Source organism: Butyricicoccus sp. AM78-15b2TA, from assembly GCF_027665985.1.
Lineage (GTDB): Bacteria > Bacillota > Clostridia > Oscillospirales > Butyricicoccaceae > Agathobaculum > Agathobaculum butyriciproducens.
Genome location: NZ_JAQEHY010000012.1, coordinates 1 through 16481, shown reverse-complemented (window position 1 = coordinate 16481; position 16481 = coordinate 1). Strand labels below are relative to the sequence as shown.

The 16481-nt window shown below is 51.8% G+C and carries 17 protein-coding genes; 13 read left to right on the top strand and 4 right to left on the bottom strand.

Annotated features, from left to right (window positions below):
* Positions 1-48: 48 nt before the first annotated feature.
* Entirely contained in the window at positions 49-465 is a 417-nt protein-coding gene (gene ruvX / locus PGS25_RS11160; protein ID WP_117491465.1) for a Holliday junction resolvase RuvX, read from the bottom strand.
* Between the two features lie 294 nt (positions 466-759).
* Here ruvX and rpmG point away from each other — a divergent pair, with 294 nt between their 5' ends.
* The 7 genes from rpmG to uraA all read left to right on the top strand — a co-directional run bounded on the left by rpmG (position 760) and on the right by uraA (position 5366).
* A complete protein-coding gene (gene rpmG / locus PGS25_RS11155) occupies positions 760-909 on the top strand; it encodes a 50S ribosomal protein L33 (protein ID WP_110435831.1) in 150 nt (49 codons plus the stop codon).
* 18 nt (positions 910-927) lie between these two features.
* Positions 928-1158 (top strand): preprotein translocase subunit SecE, encoded by a 231-nt coding sequence (gene secE / locus PGS25_RS11150; RefSeq protein ID WP_110435832.1) that lies wholly within the window; start codon positions 928-930, stop codon positions 1156-1158.
* Between the two features lie 17 nt (positions 1159-1175).
* On the top strand, positions 1176-1712 hold the full coding sequence (nusG, locus tag PGS25_RS11145) for a transcription termination/antitermination protein NusG (protein WP_110435833.1): 537 nt from the start codon (positions 1176-1178) through the stop codon (positions 1710-1712).
* Between the two features lie 104 nt (positions 1713-1816).
* Positions 1817-2242 (top strand): 50S ribosomal protein L11, encoded by a 426-nt coding sequence (gene rplK, locus PGS25_RS11140; RefSeq protein ID WP_118481005.1) that lies wholly within the window; start codon positions 1817-1819, stop codon positions 2240-2242.
* Positions 2243-2340: 98 nt separating this feature from the next.
* Positions 2341-3036, top strand: coding sequence for a 50S ribosomal protein L1 (gene rplA, locus PGS25_RS11135; RefSeq protein WP_118360867.1), 696 nt, complete (start codon positions 2341-2343; stop codon positions 3034-3036).
* A gap of 179 nt (positions 3037-3215) precedes the next feature.
* Positions 3216-4058, top strand: coding sequence for a patatin-like phospholipase family protein (locus PGS25_RS11130; RefSeq protein ID WP_270418708.1), 843 nt, complete (start codon positions 3216-3218; stop codon positions 4056-4058).
* 45 nt (positions 4059-4103) lie between these two features.
* Complete coding sequence (gene uraA, locus PGS25_RS11125) at positions 4104-5366, top strand: uracil permease (protein ID WP_270418707.1); 1263 nt, start codon at positions 4104-4106, stop codon at positions 5364-5366.
* Positions 5367-5417: 51 nt separating this feature from the next.
* Here the strand turns inward: uraA and PGS25_RS11120 are convergent, their stop codons facing one another.
* A complete protein-coding gene (locus PGS25_RS11120; RefSeq protein ID WP_270418706.1) occupies positions 5418-6284 on the bottom strand; it encodes a hypothetical protein in 867 nt (288 codons plus the stop codon).
* Between the two features lie 119 nt (positions 6285-6403).
* On the opposite strand from PGS25_RS11120, the gene PGS25_RS11115 reads away from it, so the two are divergent.
* Positions 6404-6706, top strand: a complete 303-nt coding sequence (locus PGS25_RS11115; RefSeq protein ID WP_330426318.1) for a helix-turn-helix domain-containing protein — start codon at positions 6404-6406, stop codon at positions 6704-6706.
* Positions 6707-6820: 114 nt separating this feature from the next.
* Positions 6821-7798, top strand: coding sequence for a D-2-hydroxyacid dehydrogenase (locus tag PGS25_RS11110; RefSeq protein WP_270418705.1), 978 nt, complete (start codon positions 6821-6823; stop codon positions 7796-7798).
* A gap of 73 nt (positions 7799-7871) precedes the next feature.
* Here the strand turns inward: PGS25_RS11110 and PGS25_RS11105 are convergent, their stop codons facing one another.
* Complete coding sequence (locus tag PGS25_RS11105; RefSeq protein ID WP_119195056.1) at positions 7872-8249, bottom strand: hypothetical protein; 378 nt, start codon at positions 8247-8249, stop codon at positions 7872-7874.
* 415 nt (positions 8250-8664) lie between these two features.
* Between PGS25_RS11105 and PGS25_RS11100 the strand changes: the two genes are divergently transcribed.
* The 4 genes from PGS25_RS11100 to PGS25_RS11085 all read left to right on the top strand — a co-directional run bounded on the left by PGS25_RS11100 (position 8665) and on the right by PGS25_RS11085 (position 14983).
* Positions 8665-12306: an S-layer homology domain-containing protein gene (locus tag PGS25_RS11100; protein WP_270418703.1), complete on the top strand. Its 3642-nt coding sequence runs from the start codon at positions 8665-8667 to the stop codon at positions 12304-12306.
* 119 nt (positions 12307-12425) lie between these two features.
* Positions 12426-13121 carry a DUF554 domain-containing protein gene (locus PGS25_RS11095; protein WP_270418702.1) on the top strand — a complete coding sequence of 232 codons (696 nt, stop codon included), beginning with the start codon at positions 12426-12428 and terminating at the stop codon, positions 13119-13121.
* Positions 13122-13224: 103 nt separating this feature from the next.
* Positions 13225-13662: a MarR family transcriptional regulator gene (locus tag PGS25_RS11090; RefSeq protein WP_158575223.1), complete on the top strand. Its 438-nt coding sequence runs from the start codon at positions 13225-13227 to the stop codon at positions 13660-13662.
* Entirely contained in the window at positions 13649-14983 is a 1335-nt protein-coding gene (locus tag PGS25_RS11085) for an MATE family efflux transporter (RefSeq protein ID WP_270418701.1), read from the top strand. The genes PGS25_RS11090 and PGS25_RS11085 overlap by 14 nt, the downstream gene beginning before the upstream one ends.
* Before the next feature lie 467 nt (positions 14984-15450).
* Here the strand turns inward: PGS25_RS11085 and iolG are convergent, their stop codons facing one another.
* A complete protein-coding gene (gene iolG, locus PGS25_RS11080; protein ID WP_270418774.1) occupies positions 15451-16470 on the bottom strand; it encodes an inositol 2-dehydrogenase in 1020 nt (339 codons plus the stop codon).
* Positions 16471-16481: the final 11 nt, after the last annotated feature.

The following is a 16481-nucleotide window of genomic DNA, read 5'->3' as shown; positions in this document are numbered from 1 at the left end:
GGGAACAGGTGCCGAAAAAGGATACTATATAAATAGATATACCGGAAATCACTGGCGGCGCTTAAAATCCAGATAGCCCTGCAGGATAAGCGTTGCCGCGACTGCATCGACGTTCTGGCGGTGCTTTTTTTCCTTTTTGCCGCTGCGGTGCAGGATTTCGTGTGCGGCGACCGTCGTGCGGCGCTCGTCCCACAGCACAACGTGCAGTCCGGTGCGCTCTTCCAGCTCCTTCGCCAGAGTCTCGCACTTCTCGGCACGAGGGCCAACTGTGCCGTCCATGTTCTTCGGGTGGCCGAGGACGATCTCCTCAATCTTGTTTTCCTGAATGAACGCCGCCAGCTTGTCCACCAGCTTGGCGTAATTCCACTCGTGGATCACGCTTGGCGAGCCGGCCAGAAAGCCGGAAGGATCGGAGATCGAAAGGCCGGTGCGGGCGTCTCCGTAATCAATGCCCAAAATACGCATAGTCATACTCCTGTTTCTTGGGCAGTTTTTCAAATCGGTGTTTTCTGCCCGTGTGATTACCCTGAGTATACCATAAAAAACGAAAATAATCAGCACTTTTTCAGAAAAAATGCTTGACCGCAAATCCCTCACATGCTATACTAAAAACACCTATGCAGGTTCTTTTTTTGCGCCTATTTTTCGTGTGTCTGAAAAGTTGACGTCGGAACGCTGACAGAGGGAGGCAATTAGCTTCAAGCCGTGTCACAGGGATACGGAAACGAAGCGAGATATTAAAAGGAGGTGCCGTTATCTATGCGCGTAAAGATCACGCTGGCCTGCACCGAGTGCAAGCAGAGAAACTATGACACAATGAAGAACAAGAAGAATGATCCGGATCGTCTGGAAATGAACAAGTACTGCCGTTTCTGCCGGAAGCACACGCTTCACCGCGAAACGAAGTAAGGGAAAGGAAGTAGCTTAATGGCTGAAGAAACCAAAGCGAAAAAGCCCGGTCTCTTTGCTCGTATCGGCAAGTGGTTCCGCGAATTGAAGAGCGAATGCCGTAAGATCGTCTGGCCCACCCGTGAGCAGACGACGAACAACACGCTGGTCGTTATCGCCTGCGTAGTCATCATCGGTATTTTCATCTGGGTGCTTGACATCGTATTCGGTCTTGGTGTCCAGACGCTGCTTAAACATTTCGCCGCCTAACTTAAAAGGAGGCAACAATGTCAGACGCTGCAAAATGGTACGTTGTTCATACGTACTCCGGCTACGAAAACAAGGTAGCCTCTTCGATCGAAAAAGCGGTCGAAAACCGCAAGCTGCATGACCTGATCCAAGCCGTCAACATCCCGACCGAGAAGGTCGTTGAGGTGAAGGACGGCAAAAGCCGCGAGGTAGAGCGTAAGCTGTACCCGGGCTACGTGCTCGTTAAGATGATCATGACCGATGAAACCTGGTATCTGGTCCGCAATACGCGCGGCTGCACCGGTTTTCTGGGTCAGGACAAGTCCGGCGGCTCCAAGCCGATTCCGCTGACTGAGGAAGAAATCATCGCAATGGGCGTGGAAAAGCGCGAGATCGAGGTAAACTACGCCGCAGGCGACAGTGTTCGCGTTATCGACGGCGCGCTGGCAGGCTTTATCGGCGTTGTATCGTCGGTTGAGCCGGATAAGAACAAGGTAAACGTAACCGTTTCCATGTTCGGCCGCGAAACCCCTGTCGAGCTTGAGCTCGATCAGGTTGAAACTCTCGACGAGTGACAATGAGCGGAAGATAGATTTCCGCATTTACGGCAAGTGGGAGAGTTCCGTGCCAATTAGGAACTCGCCAGCCACCACATTTTTTGAAGGAGGAACCTTTCAACATGGCACAGAAAGTAGTAGGTTATATTAAGCTCCAGATTCCCGCAGGCAAGGCAACCCCGGCTCCCCCGGTAGGTCCGGCTCTCGGCCAGCACGGTGTAAACATCATGTCTTTCACCAAGGAATTCAACGAGCGCACCAAGAACGATGCCGGCATGATCATTCCGGTTATCATTACGGTTTATGCTGACCGTTCGTTCAGCTTCGTTACCAAGACGCCTCCGGCGCCGGTTCTGATCAAGAAGGCTTGCGGCATCGAGTCCGGTTCTGCTGTACCGAACAAGACCAAGGTTGCAAAGCTGTCCAAGGCTGACTGCCAGAAGATCGCAGAGACCAAGATGCCCGACCTGAACGCTGCTTCCCTGGAAGCTGCTATGAGCATGATCGCGGGTACCGCCCGTTCGATGGGTATCACCGTCGAGGAGTAATCTCCGGTTTTTATTTGTTGTACGAAGCTGCGGCTATCTGCCGCATACAGTGGGAGGGTTATTCAAGTTCCCGCTTAACCACTTAAGGAGGATTTATTGTGCATAAAGGTAAAAAGTATGTAGACAGCGCAAAGACGATCGACCGCACCAAGCAGTACGATCCGGCTGAAGCGCTTTCCACCGTTGTTTCCACCGCGAAGGCTAAGTTCGATGAGACCATCGAGCTGCACGTAAAGCTGGGCGTTGACTCCCGTCACGCTGACCAGCAGGTTCGCGGCGCTATCGTTCTGCCCCACGGCACCGGCAAGCAGGTTCGCGTTGCTGTATTCGCTAAGGGCGCAAAGGCTGACGAGGCTCTGGCTGCAGGCGCAGACATCGTTGGTGCAGAGGACCTGATGGAGCGCATCCAGAAGGAGAACTTCTTTGAGTTCGACGTAGTTATCGCTACCCCGGACATGATGGGCGTTGTAGGCCGTCTGGGCCGCGTGCTTGGTCCTAAGGGCCTGATGCCGAACCCGAAGGCTGGTACCGTATCTATGGACGTTACCAAGGCTGTTCAGGAGTCCAAGGCTGGTAAGATCGAGTACCGTCTCGACAAGACCAACATCATCCACTGCCCGATCGGCAAGGCTTCCTTCGGCGCTGAGAAGCTGCAGGATAACTTCGACGCTCTGATGGGTGCTATCATCAAGGCTAAGCCGGCTGCTGCAAAGGGTCAGTACGTTCGTTCCTGCGTTGTTGCTTCTACCATGGGCCCCGGCATCAAGGTAAGCACCGCAAAGATGATCGGCTAATTCAATAGCATTTTACTCGGCGGTTTTCCGCTGAGCGTCAGAAAGACAGACCGATGATTTCGATTGTTGGTCTGTCTTTTTGTAAAATAGCGTAGATTTTTACTGCACCAGACAGCGTGTGCCGAACAATACGAAAACTCTCTCGATTTCAGAAAAATAGTAAGAAAGGCAGGTTAATTATGCCCGGTTTAGTCTTAGAAGGCGGAACCTTCCGCCCGGTATTCTCCTGCGGCGTGATGGACGCGCTGCTCGACAACGGCATCATGTTCGATTACGTCATCGGCGTGTCCGCCGGCATCACCTATGCGGCGTCGTATCTCTCACGGCAGCGTGAGCGCAACATTAACATACTGCGGCAGTATCGTGGCGACAAGCGCTATTTCGGCGCGCGCAACCTGCTGCACGACCACTCCATTTTCGGTACGGATTTCGTGTTCGATACTATCCCGAACCAGCTCATGCCGTTTGACTGGGACACATTTCATAAATATCAGGGAAAATATCTGGTCGGTGTCACCAATGCAAAGACAGGCAAAGCCGAATACCTCGACGGCATGCGCATGGACCGTCCATGCACGATGCTGCGAGCGACCTGCGCCATCCCGATCTACTTCCCACCGGTGCAGATGGACGGCGAGACGTATTACGACGGCGGTCTGGCCGACCCGATCCCGATTCTGCGCAGCCTGCACGACGGCAACGAGCGCAATCTGATCGTGCTCACGCAGCCGGAAAGCTACCGCAAGACGCTGACGCGTGGCGTGGAGCTGACCGCAAAGTGGCTGAAACGCAAATATCCAGCAATGCCCAAGGTGCTGCTTGAGCGTGCCAAGCACTACAACGAGACAGTTTGCTTCTGTCACCGCCTTGCGGAGAACAAACCGCAGGATACCGTACTCCTTCAGCCGGAAAAATCGCTGAACAGCTTTGAAAAAGACGTGAAAAAGCTGGAATGGGGCTATGAAATGGGGTATAATATGACGTGTGCCCGTATGGAAGAGATCCAAGCTCTGTTCCGATGACGGGTTTTGGTAAAAGAGAAATATTTTAGGGGGAATGAAAAAACGATGCAAAGCAACAGAATCATTCAGGTGGAGGAAAAGGTGCCGCCGCGCCTGCTCGTGCCGCTGTCCATCCAGCATATGTTTGCGATGTTCGGCGCGTCCGTGCTCGTGCCGTTCATCTTCAAGATGAACCCGGCGATCGTGCTGTTCATGAACGGTATCGGCACGCTGCTGTTCATCCTCATCACCAAGGGCAAGGCGCCCGCATACCTCGGCTCGTCGTTCGCGTTTATCGCTCCGGCGACCATCGTTATCAAGAACTGGGGTTATCAGTATGCGCTCGGAGGTTTTGTTGTCGTAGGTGCGTGCGGCTGTGTGCTCGCGTTCATTATCTATAAGTGCGGCACGGACTGGATCAATGTCGTTCTGCCGCCCGCAGCCATGGGCCCGGTCGTTGCGCTGATCGGCCTTGAGCTGGCAGGCTCGGCGGCTGAAACCGGCTGTATTATCGGTAGTGGCGTAACGAGAGGCACGGTCATCACGTTCCTCGTAACGCTGGCCGTTGCGGTATTCGGCAGCGTGCTGTTCCGCGGCTTCTTCTCGACTATCCCGATTTTGATCGCCATTATCTGCGGCTATATCGCGGGCGTGCTCACCGGTGTTATCAAAACCCAGACCATCATTGATGCGCTGCACACCAGCTTTATCTCCATCCCGAACTTCCAGACCCCGAAGTTTGACATCAACGCCATCCTTATCATTCTTCCGGTCATTCTGGTTATCGCAAACGAGCATATCGGCCATCAGCTCGTCACCGGCAAGGTCATCGGCCGTGACCTGCTGAAAGATCCCGGTCTGCACCGTTCGCTATTCGCGGATAACTTCTCGACCATGATCTCCGGCTTTATCGGCTCGGTGCCGACCACCACCTACGGCGAGAACATCGGCGTTATGGCTATCACCAAGGTGTACTCCGTACGCGTGATCGGCGGCGCGGCTGTGCTGAGCATTATCTGCTCGTTTGTCGGCCCGCTGGCAGCCCTTATCCAGACGATTCCGGGTCCGGTCATCGGCGGTATCTCGTTCCTGCTGTACGGCATGATCGGCACCTCCGGTCTGCGTATTCTGGTTGACAACCATGTGGATTACAGCAAGAACCGCAATATGATCCTGACCTCGGTTATCTTTGTTACCGGCCTGTCCGGCGTTACGCTGGCGCTGGGCGATGTATCGCTCTCCGGTATGACCCTCGCCGCTATCGTCGGTATGATCATGAGCCTTGTGTTCTATGCGTTCGATAAGTTCCATCTGTCGAATGATGCGTAAGTGAATATGGAAAAAGCGTCTGCGTGAGCAGACGCTTTTTTATTATGAAAATCATGAAATAGGTGTGGAATCGGACGGATCAGCTTGTGAAATCGCTTCCAGATGGAGCAGGGTTTGATTTAACATATTCAGCTGCGCCGGTCCGATCGCTGTCAGAGCGAATGGAAGCGATGGAATAGCGGAGAAACGCTTTTGAATCTTGATATCGGTATCGCAGCCTGCATAGGAAATGCTGAATTTAGTCTCGGTTTCAAAGATATTTTCTAATATACTGGAGGTCTGAAGGCTTTTCCACAGTTCAGATACCGCGGTATGATTAGAAAAGTCTAATTCTATATATGGGTGATAGGGATTCTTGCTTTGAATAACGATTGCTAATTTGTCATAGACCGTTTGCCCGGCGGCATGCTGTTCGGCGGCGTCTTGAGAAATCCCGCCTTTCGTTTTCATTTGCGTATAGGCGTGCTTTGAAGTAATAAGCTGTGCCTGGAGAATATCGGAGTAGGGGAGAGAAAAACACTCAAATGCTTCTAACGGATGGGCATTTGTGCATTGAAGGGCATGTAATTCCGGCAAATCCTTTGTTTTATAATAGAATAATTGCTGATTGGCACTGTCCAGAATAATACCTTGCGAACCGGAAAAATTGATACGGCATCGATCAATAACAGCATGGGAGGGGCATGTAATTTCTACGCTCCAGTCACATTTGCTGCCCTGTGTCTGCAAATGCTGGTATAAGGCGGTATAAGCTGCTTCTAACCATTTAGGTAAGTCTCGATTAAACAGATGTACAACATCCTGTCGTGCCTCGTCATGAAGCCACTTGTTGGATAGTATGGAACGAAGGGCAGCATAGATTCCCCGGAGTATGAGAGCTATGATCAGACATACTAAGAGCGTTAGTAAGATTACCATGTACAGTCCTCCTATTATCTTCTTTAGTATAGCTGGAAGAAATATGTATGTCAATTAAAAATATCATAATGATATCGTAATATCATCGTGATTAGCATACCCTATAATAAGGTGATAGCATGCTGATTATAGGGGAACGAATTAAAATGCTGCGGGAGAGTCACAACATCTCACAGGCCGCGCTGGCAAAGCGGCTGGGCATCACACGGTCGAGCGTAAATGCGTGGGAATTGGGCCTGAATGTACCGAGTACGCAGTATATTATCGAATTATCCGAGATTTTCAAGGTATCGACAGACTATCTGCTGTGTGTTGCAAAAACGCAGACGCTGGATTTAACAGGTCTGGACGAGGAGGATATCGCCGTTCTGTATGCGCTGGCGACCCATCTGCGCAGAAAGAACCGCGAAATGAAATTATAAAAATAATTTGAAAAGTGTCTGCTCATGCAGATGCTTTTTATTATCCCATTGTTGAAAACCGGAAATCCGTACTATATAATTGTAAATATTCTGACAGATAACGGAGAAAACACAATGCAGAACGAAAAAACATCCGTTTTGGTGCTCGCACAGTGCGATTGGACCATACGTGAGACGTTAAATACCCGATTCGGCACGCGGTGCGCGTTCACGTTCGCAGAGAACGGCGAACACCCGACCGCAGAGCGGCTTCGCGCGGCTGCGGTTATTTTCGGCGAACCGAGTGAAGCCCAGCTGGCGCAGACCGAAAACCTGCGTCTGCTGCAGCTGACCTGGGCGGGCGCGGACAAGTACACGCGCATGGAAAACCTGCCGCAGAGCGTGGTGCTGGCGAACGCGTCCGGTGCGTTCGGCACGATCATCGCGGAGTACGCGATTGGCAGTCTGGTGGCGCTGTACCGCTCGTTTGGACGGTACTGGAGCAATAAACAGGCGCATATCTGGCAAAAATACGACCATACGGAGACGATTTCCGGCAAGACCGCACTTGTACTCGGCATGGGCGACATCGGCGCGAATGTGGCCCGCCGATTGAAAGTCTTCGGCGCAGCTGTGCTTGGCGTGAAGCGCACAGCGGTTTCGGCTGTACCGGCAGACTTCGACGAAGCGCATACACTCGATGCGTTAGACGCGCTGCTCCCGCGGGCGGACATCGTCATTGGCTGCCTTCCGAACACGCGTGAGACCGCGGGTCTGCTGACGGCCGAGCGTCTGCACGCGATGAAAGCAGGCGCGGTGCTGGTCAATGTCGGACGCGGCAGTCTGGCAGGGACGGACGATCTGGTGTCGGCCCTGCAGGACGGTCACCTTGGCGGCGCCGCACTCGATGTGTTCGAGACCGAACCGCTTCCGGTGGACTGCCCGCTGTGGGACATGGAGAACGTGCTGCTCACGCCGCATATCGCAGGCCCGAGCTTCGGCGGCAACGCGGACGTGCAGAACACGATCTGGCATATCTGCATGGACAATCTGGAGCGGTATTTGACCGGAAACCCGCTGAAAAATGTCGTAAACCGATCGGAGGGATACTGATACGCGTTTCCCGCAGGTATAGCAACAGAGAGAAAACGAGCCGAAAGCCATGCTGTCGGCTCGTTTTTGGTGCTCAGCAGTTTTTGAAAAACCAGATGATAAAATTGATAACCTCTATGCCGAGGAAAATCAGGGCAACCACGCAGATGACAGCCGTTACCGTCATAAACTGGATGGACGGTTCGCCCAGGCTTTCAATAATCACGCAGGTCAGCGCAATAAACCAGCTGATCATGCACGCCGTATGCAGCGGATGCTGCAGGATCCACTTGCTGATCTGACCGGATTCGTCGGATTTCGGTGCAGGCTCGGTTGTTTTCTGCTCCGCGGAGACAGGCCGGCGGCCGCCGGACGCATTCGGTGCATTGCGCGCCGCTTCCTGCATGCCCTGCCGGTAGTGCACATAGCCGTCAAGTCCCTTGCCGTAGAAGCCGTAATCGTCGTTTTTCATATGCCATGCCTCCCTTTCATGCTTTGAGTATCGCATATCGGGTGTCCGATAAAACGGACTCAGAAGCGGTTGAACACAAATGTTCCAAATTACTGCGTTTACCATAGCATAACCGGGCGCAAAATACAAGCGGCGGTGGTAAAAATGTATAAATGCTGGCAATTTTAATTGTGCAAAAGCAATGAAAAAGTTGTAATTATGTCAAAACGACACAAAATCGACAAAGTTTTGTGATAAATGGCATTGCAAAAAATGTAAAACGGTGGTATGATGTAGGCAATAAAGCGGCACAAGGGTACCCTTGTGTCTGAGGTGCTCGCCCTCAGACACAAAACCTTCCTAAGTACAAATTTTGCGAAGGAAAGGCGAAACGGCACCGCTTTTGCCGGAAAAAATAATTTTGAGGAGGATAAACATGAAAAGAAGATTGTTATCGGCTTTTCTCGCTGTGATGATGGTGCTGACCATGGCGCCGGTGGCATTTGCGGCGGATGAAGGCGGAACAACGGGTGTTGCTAAGATTGGCGATGTAGAATACCCGACTTTGCAGGCTGCTGTTGATGCAGCTAATAATGGCGATACGATTGTTTTGAAGAAATCCATTTCGGCAACTGAGATTGGCGAAAAAAAGCAACTTCAGTTTGTAAAAGCAGATATGAACGTAACGCTGGATTTGAATCAGAACACTATAACTGCTGAGGCGGGGGAAGCAATTGCTATTAATGCTGCTAATATTACTCTGACCGTAAAAAACGGTACGATTGAGAATTTTGCAGAAGGCAATTACAGCGATGGCGTATATGCATACAAAGAAAGCAATAATTTGACATTAACATTTGAGAGTATTGTGTTGAAATCTCGTACGCAAGGCTTAGCAGTACAAGGTCTGACATCGAATTCTAATGTAAATATTGTAAACTCTAAGATTACAAGTGCGGAAGAACTAGGCATTTATTATCCGCCGAAATCGGGTACTTTAACTATTAGTGATAGTGAAATCACTGGTGTAACAGGTATTGTAGTTAAAGGCAGTAATCTGGTAGTAAAGGGCGAAAAAACAATTATTTCTGGTACTGGACCGAATGTTGATCCGGAAACATATTATACTGGTGCAACTGATGGCAGCAGTACTCTGACGGAAACTGGTGACGCTCTTTATATTGAAAGCGGTTATAATGATCGTGATATTTCGGTATCCATTTCGGGCGGACATCTTAACAGTAAAAGTGCAAAAGCGGTTCGTATGTTCGTAAAGAATGGTGAAAACACTTCAGCTAAGAGAGAGATTTCCGTGACTGGCGGTACGTTCTCCTCTGATGTTTCCGCATATGTTGCAGAGGGTTACGTTCAGAACGAGAACGGCACTGTTGAGCAACTGGGTGAAACCAATGCAGTAGCTAAGGTTGGTAATACCTATTATAAGACACTGGCTGACGCTGTTGCAGCAGCACAGAGCGGCGAAACCGTTAAGCTGCTCAAGAATGTGACATCTGCTAATATACTGAAAATCAATCAGAGTATCACCCTTGATTTAGGTGACTATACATTTGAACTCACGGGTTCGGGTAATACTGCACGAGCTATCTACATCAATGATGGCGCTAATGTTACCATTAAGGCAAACGAAAAAGGCGGTGTAAAAGCTGCTACTATTGCGCTTCAAGTCAATGCAGGCGGTAAGCTGACGATCGAAAGTGGCACCTATACAGGTATGTATGCGTTGGCGCTGTTTTCCTCGGATACAAAACCAGCTGAGGCTATCCTTAATAACGGCGTATTCAACGGTTATATTTATACGAATGGCACAGGTCATGATGACCATATTACATTCAATGGCGGCACTTATAACGAACAGGTATACTTAGCGTCGGGCGATAAGTCTACCTATACAATCTCGAATGGTACGTTTAAAAACAGCTTGGAAATTGACGCAGGACGGCTGGATATTTCCGGTGGTACCTTTACCGCAAATATAGATACTTCCGGCAATGCAAATCATCCTGTCACGAATAATAATGGTTCCGGTGCTTATGTGGGCACTCTGGTAGTATGCAAGCCGGATGGAAGCAGTGCAACTGGATACATTGGTGATGCTGTTGTTAATATTACCGGTGGTACATTTGAGAATACCTTTGCTAATGGCGAAACGATTGTCGTAGCTGATTTTGGCAAAGAACAGGAAAATGTAGGCGACGCAAAGGTAACAATTAGCGATAATGCGAAGATTAAGGGTGTTGTTAAGGCGTATGCGTCTGAGAATAACACCGGTATGAATTTCTCCATCACCGGCGGCTACTTCACCACCAACCCGACCGACTACGTTGCAAGCGGCTACGTTGCCGGAACCAGTGATGTATCCGGTTACAGCTACAAGGTAGTTGCAAAGACCGAAACCGGCAATGTTGAGGTCAAGCCTGCGGTTGCTGCTCCGGAAGTTAAGGTAGACAAGATTCCGCAGAAAGATCAGGAAACCGTTAAGGCAGCAGCAGCAACTGTTTCCGCACCGACCCTCGGCGCGGCTGCTGTTGATGAAGCACAGAAGATCGACAAAAGCAAGGCGGATGAACTGGTTGCAAAGGCAAACAAGGTAACCGGCGACAAGAAGCTGTACGTTCAGTCTGCTTTGAAGGTTGAGCCGACCGCGTATGACGAGACAACCAAGACGCTGGCGCTGGAGATCACTCCGCAGTACCGCGTGGTAGCGTCCACCGCAGATACGGCAGACAAGATTAAACTGGACGGCGATACCAAGAATGCACAGGTCGTTCAGGACTATCAGACGATGAACATCACCAAGGCAACTGTGGTAACTATGGAACTGCCGACTGGCTTTGCAGTTGCTGACGGCGATAAGCTGAGCATTCAGCACACCAAGAATGGCACGGTTGAGTATTACACCGGCACGGTAACGAAGAAAGATGATAAGCTTTATCTGACCTTCACCACCAACGGCTTCAGCCCGTTCGTTATTTCTGTTCCGGCGGCGTCTATCGGTGAAAATGTATACCCGACTCTGCAGGCTGCTGCTGATGCAGCAAAGAGCACTGATGTTATCAGTGTAAAGAGCGGTGCTTCTCACGAGCTGAACTTTACGACTACCAAGTCTGTTAAGGTAAAGAACGACACCGGCGTTGCTATTACCGTTAAGTTTAACGGCACGAACAAGGACGTTGCCAAGGATGCAACGGAGACCTTCTCCTACACCAAGCCGTCCTCCAGTTCCTCCGGCGGCTCCTCCTCCGGCAAGACGACCTACAAGGTAACCACCTCGGCGGTCAACAACGGCGGCGTCAACGCTTCTCCGTCCAACGCGGAAAAGGGCGCTACCATTACCCTTACCCTGTCCCCGGACAAGGGCTACAAGCTGGATAAGCTGACCGTTACCGACGGCTCCGGCAAGTCCGTTTCCACCGTTAAGAAGAGCGACACCGTTTACACCTTCACCATGCCTGCTTCCACCGTTACCGTTGGCGTAAGCTACGCAAAGGCGGACGAAACCCCGTCTAAGACCACGTTTAACGACGTTTCCGCGAACGACTGGTTCGCTTCCGCGGTTGATTATGTAACCGGCAAGGGCATGATGAACGGCACCGCCGACAACACCTTCTCCCCGAAGGCGAACACCACCCGCGGCATGGTCGTTACCGTGCTGTACCGCCTGGAGAACCAGCCGAGCACCTCGGCGGCTTCCTTCACGGATGTGGCTTCCGGCGCGTACTACGCAAATGCGGTTGCCTGGGCGAATGCTAACGGCATCGTTTCCGGCTACGGCAGCGGCAAGTTCGGCCCGAATGACAAGGTTACCCGCGAGCAGTTGGCAGCTATGCTGTACCGTTACGCACAGAACAAGAAGTATGACGTTTCCGGCGCGAAGAGCCTTGACGGCTATACGGACGCGCAGAGCGTAAGCAGCTATGCTGTTCCGGCGCTCCAGTGGGCGAATGCGGCTGGCGTTGTTACCGGCAAGTCCGGCAGCAAGCTGGACCCGAAGGGCTACGCGACCCGCGCGGAAGTAGCGGCAATGCTCATGCGTTTCTGCGAAAACGTGGAAAAGTAAGCGAAAATGCAACAAAAACCGCACAGCTTCGGCTGTGCGGTTTTTTTGCTTGCCAAAGACGCTTTTCTACGGTAAAATGGGAAATAGAGGAGAAGGGGAAAGAGAAAGAAGGAAATTCTATGCCAATCGGAGTAATTGTCAACTGTATCTCGGTGCTGGCCGGCGGCGTGATCGGTTCCGCACTGGGACACGTCCTGCCGAACAGCCTGAAAGAGCACCTGCCGACGCTGTTCGGCATGTGTTCAATCGCTATCGGTATCAATTCCATCATCAAGGCGGTCAGCATGACAGCGGTCGTGCTGGCGATTCTGGTGGGGTTTACCATCGGGCACCTGCTGCACCTTGAGGATTGGGCAAGCCGGTTTTTTCATCGGCTGGTCAAAACCATGCACCTCGGCGGGGATAATATTGATATGGAGTTCTACATCACGGCGGTTGCGCTGTTCTGCTGCTCGGGCTTCGGGTGGTACAGCACGCTGACTGAGGGCATCGCGGGTGATCCGAATCTGCTGTTTGCAAAGTCGGTGCTGGACTTGTTCACTGCAATGATCTTCGCGTCCACGCTCGGCAAGGCCATCTGCGCTATCCCGCTGCCGCAGTGCGTGATTCTCCTGTGCGTGTTTATCGCAGGACGGCTGCTGTCCGGTGTGCTCACACCGGAAATGTTCGCGGATTTGTCCGCGTGCGGCGGCGTGCTGACTATGTCGGCCGGTTTTCGTGTCTCCAAGATCAAATCCGTGCTGCTGGTCGATCTCATGCCCGCGCTGATACTCGTCATGCCGTTCAGCGCACTCTGGACCATGCTGATGGGATAAATTTGAAGCAGACTCTTTTACGGGTCTGCTTTTCTTTTACTTGACAATAGTCCTAAATCATACTATAATGGCGTGGTACGATTTAGGACTATTGAGGTGCATTATGGATTTTCGCAGACAAATGAACGACTTGTGCGCATGTATTTTTCGACAGGATGAGCTGTACGACATCTGGGCGAAGCACAGTGGCATGAAACCCAGTACAGTAACGGTGCTGTATATGTTAGATCAGTTTTCGGAGATGACACAAGGAGGAATCGCGCAGATGTGCCTGCTGCCCAAGCAGACAATTCATACGGTGGTGCAGGAGCTGGAGCAGGCCGGTTATCTGGAAAAGGTGAGCGTATCCGGCCGCAAGGAAAAGCCGCTGCGCCTGACCGAATCCGGCAAACGCTACACAGCGGATAAGCTGGGCGGTCTGTATCGCGCAGAGGAACGCGCCGCCGCTGCCATGGGCACTGAGCAGTTCGCCATGATGGTGGAAATGACCCGAAAATTTACCGATTCTTTTGAAAAGGAGATTCGCAATGGAGCAGAATAACGCGCTTGCGCGCAAATTCAACGCCGCATCGCTGCTCCGATTCGCACTGCCGAACATTGCAATGATGATGCTGTTGTCGATGTACACCATCGTGGACGGCATGTTTATTTCGCGGTTTGCCGGCACAACTGCGCTTTCCGCAATCAATATGTCGTATCCGCTCAACTGCCTGCAGATGGCTACCGGCATTATGCTCGGCACGGGCGGCAGCGCTATTATCGCCCGCCGGCAGGGGGAGGGACGCACAGACGAGGCGCGCCGCAACTTCACCATGCTGATTGCAGTTGCGCTGGGTATCGGCCTGATTTTCGCCGTGTTTGGCAATCTGTTTCTGAACCCCATCCTGCGTCTGCTTGGCACGAGTGAGCTGCAGTGGGCAGACTGCCGTATTTACACACGCATTCAGCTGGTGTTTGCACCCATGCTGTTTCTGCAGACTGCCTTCCAGACATTGTTCGTCACCGCAGGCAAGCCGGGCTTGGGTCTGCTGACCTCGGTGGGCGGCGGCATTACAAACGTGGTGCTTGACTGGCTGTTCATGGGCCCGATGAACATGGGCGTTGCCGGTGCGGCGATTGCCACCTGCCTCGGCTATTGCGTGCCGTCCATCGTTGGTTTGGTGTATTTCACTAAAAACCGCACCGGAAGCTTGTACTTTGTGCCCTTCAAATTCGACGGACAGACTCTGCTTGCCGCGTGCGGCAATGGCTCGTCCGAGATGGTCAGCAACATTGCGAACGCCATCACCACATTCGTGTTCAATACGCTGTTCATGCGCTACCGCGGCGAGGACGGCGTAGCCGCCATCACGATTGCAATGTACTTCCAGTTTGTGTTTACGGCGGTGTATTTCGGCTTTTCGATGGGCGTTGCACCGGTTATCAGCTATAAATTCGGCGAGAAAAATATCCCGCAGCTGAGGCATATCTTCCGCATCTGCATAACGTTCGTGCTGGCGTGCTCGCTCGGCACATATTTGCTCTCGTGGCTGACGCTCGAGCCGGCGCTGACCCTGTTTACGCCGCGCGGCAGCAGTGTGTATGGGATTGCCATGCACGGCTTTCCGATTTATGCGGTCAGCTTCCTGCTCATGGGCACGAGTATTTTCGCGTCCTCGCTGTTTACCGCGCTCTCGGATGGTCTCGTGTCTGCGATCATCTCGTTTTCGCGCACGCTTGTGTTCCTCGTGGCGATGCTGCTGCTCCTGCCGCTGATTTTGCAGGAAACCGGCATCTGGCTGGCTGTTCCGGTAGCAGAGGCGCTCGGCGTGATGGTTTCGGTGTTTTTTCTCGTCAAGGGACAGAAAAAGTATCAGTATTAAGGGAAAGAGTGCTGTTGAGGGAACAGCACTTTTTTGTTATAAATAGATAAAATATAACGGACGGTATATAAAATGAAGATGTAGAGTAAAGAAAAAGCCCGCAAACGGCGGAGCGCCCTGTAGATATATTCAGCTGGTATTCGGAGTTGTTTACAAGGCGATTTATGTTAGATTCGGTGCGCTAAGGTTGGCGAACCCTGCGGTAAAGTCTGACATCAGAATACTTCAAGCAGGAACGGATGGAGTGTCAGGACTACTGCAGCAACCGAAGAATCAAGGCAAAGCGAAAGGACCTGCCGCCTGTAATTCACAGGCAGCAAGCCCTTTCGGTCGCTTGAACAATCTTTGTCTAACTTTTAGAGGTCACTTCAAAAAATGCCTTGCTGTTGTATTTGAGGGAATGAAAAGCATTTGGAGCTACTTTTCTAATTTAGAATAGAGAGAGGAGAAAGAAATTCTAAGAAGAATTACTCGCCGACCTTGACGAACACGCCGCCAGCCTGACAGGACTCGGTAGCAGCCTTAGCCATGAGAACCGGACGCAAGCCATCGATAGCGCCGACAACAGTCTGGGTATCGTTGTTGATTGCATCAACGAAGGAGATAACCTGGTTGATGAATGCCTGGTTGTAACGCTCGAGGAAGAACCACAGCGGCTTCTCGGAGTGAGCGCCATCCTTGGTCAGTACGGTGGTGGTGTTCAGCAGGTCGTTGGCATCGGAAGCCATGCCCTTAGAGCCGAACGCCTCTACGCGCTGGTCGTAGCCGTAAACTGCCTGACGGGAGTTGTTGATAACAGCGATGCAGCCGTTAGCCATCTTCATGGTAACAACAGCGGTGTCAACATCCGGAATACCGGACTCTTCCTGCAGGTTCGGGTTAACGAGGCAGGAACCAACAGCGGAGATCTCAACAGCCTCGGAACCGGTTACGTAGCGAACCATATCGAAGTCGTGGATCATCATATCGTAGAAGATGCCGCCGGAAACTGCAACGTAGGAAGCCGGGGGCGGCTCCGGGTCACGGGAGGAAACGATAACGATATGCGGATCGCCGATCGTGCCGTCCTTAACTGCGTCTGCAACTGCCTTGTGGTTGTGGTCGAAGCGGCGGTTGAAGCCTACCTGGAACTTAACGCCCTTCTCCTCAACGAGTGCGAGCAGCTTCTTGATCTTGTCGATATCATAGTCGATCGGCTTCTCGCAGAATACGTGCTTGCCAGCCTGAACTGCTGCCATGGAAACATCGCAGTGCGTATCAGTGGAGGAGCAAACGAATACTACGTCTACCTCAGGATTGTTGATAACGTCCATAAAGTCGGTGGAAACGTTGGTGATCTTGCGCTCTGCCAGCCACTCGCGTGCGCCGGACTTATCGAGCATCGGGTCAGCAGCAGCTACTACCTGAACGCCCGGTACGGAGTTGATCAGGTTGTTGATGTGCAGCTTGCCGATTCGGCCGCAGCCTACAACGCCAATTTTCAAAATGCCCATTGGAA

Excerpts from the sequence above, each read along its gene's own strand:
- ruvX (WP_117491465.1), bottom strand. The coding sequence starts at position 465 with ATGCGTATTTTGGGCATTGATTACGGAGACGCCCGCACCGGCCTTTCG.
- rpmG (WP_110435831.1), top strand. The coding sequence starts at position 760 with ATGCGCGTAAAGATCACGCTGGCCTGCACCGAGTGCAAGCAGAGAAAC.
- PGS25_RS11090 (WP_158575223.1), top strand. The coding sequence starts at position 13,225 with ATGGATTTTCGCAGACAAATGAACGACTTGTGCGCATGTATTTTTCGA.
- PGS25_RS11105 (WP_119195056.1), bottom strand. The coding sequence starts at position 8,249 with ATGAAAAACGACGATTACGGCTTCTACGGCAAGGGACTTGACGGCTAT.
- secE (WP_110435832.1), top strand. The coding sequence starts at position 928 with ATGGCTGAAGAAACCAAAGCGAAAAAGCCCGGTCTCTTTGCTCGTATC.
- PGS25_RS11100 (WP_270418703.1), top strand. The coding sequence starts at position 8,665 with ATGAAAAGAAGATTGTTATCGGCTTTTCTCGCTGTGATGATGGTGCTG.
- PGS25_RS11095 (WP_270418702.1), top strand. The coding sequence starts at position 12,426 with ATGCCAATCGGAGTAATTGTCAACTGTATCTCGGTGCTGGCCGGCGGC.
- PGS25_RS11120 (WP_270418706.1), bottom strand. The coding sequence starts at position 6,284 with ATGGTAATCTTACTAACGCTCTTAGTATGTCTGATCATAGCTCTCATA.
- PGS25_RS11085 (WP_270418701.1), top strand. The coding sequence starts at position 13,649 with ATGGAGCAGAATAACGCGCTTGCGCGCAAATTCAACGCCGCATCGCTG.
- rplK (WP_118481005.1), top strand. The coding sequence starts at position 1,817 with ATGGCACAGAAAGTAGTAGGTTATATTAAGCTCCAGATTCCCGCAGGC.
- PGS25_RS11115 (WP_330426318.1), top strand. The coding sequence starts at position 6,404 with ATGCTGATTATAGGGGAACGAATTAAAATGCTGCGGGAGAGTCACAAC.
- PGS25_RS11130 (WP_270418708.1), top strand. The coding sequence starts at position 3,216 with ATGCCCGGTTTAGTCTTAGAAGGCGGAACCTTCCGCCCGGTATTCTCC.
- PGS25_RS11110 (WP_270418705.1), top strand. The coding sequence starts at position 6,821 with ATGCAGAACGAAAAAACATCCGTTTTGGTGCTCGCACAGTGCGATTGG.
- uraA (WP_270418707.1), top strand. The coding sequence starts at position 4,104 with ATGCAAAGCAACAGAATCATTCAGGTGGAGGAAAAGGTGCCGCCGCGC.
- nusG (WP_110435833.1), top strand. The coding sequence starts at position 1,176 with ATGTCAGACGCTGCAAAATGGTACGTTGTTCATACGTACTCCGGCTAC.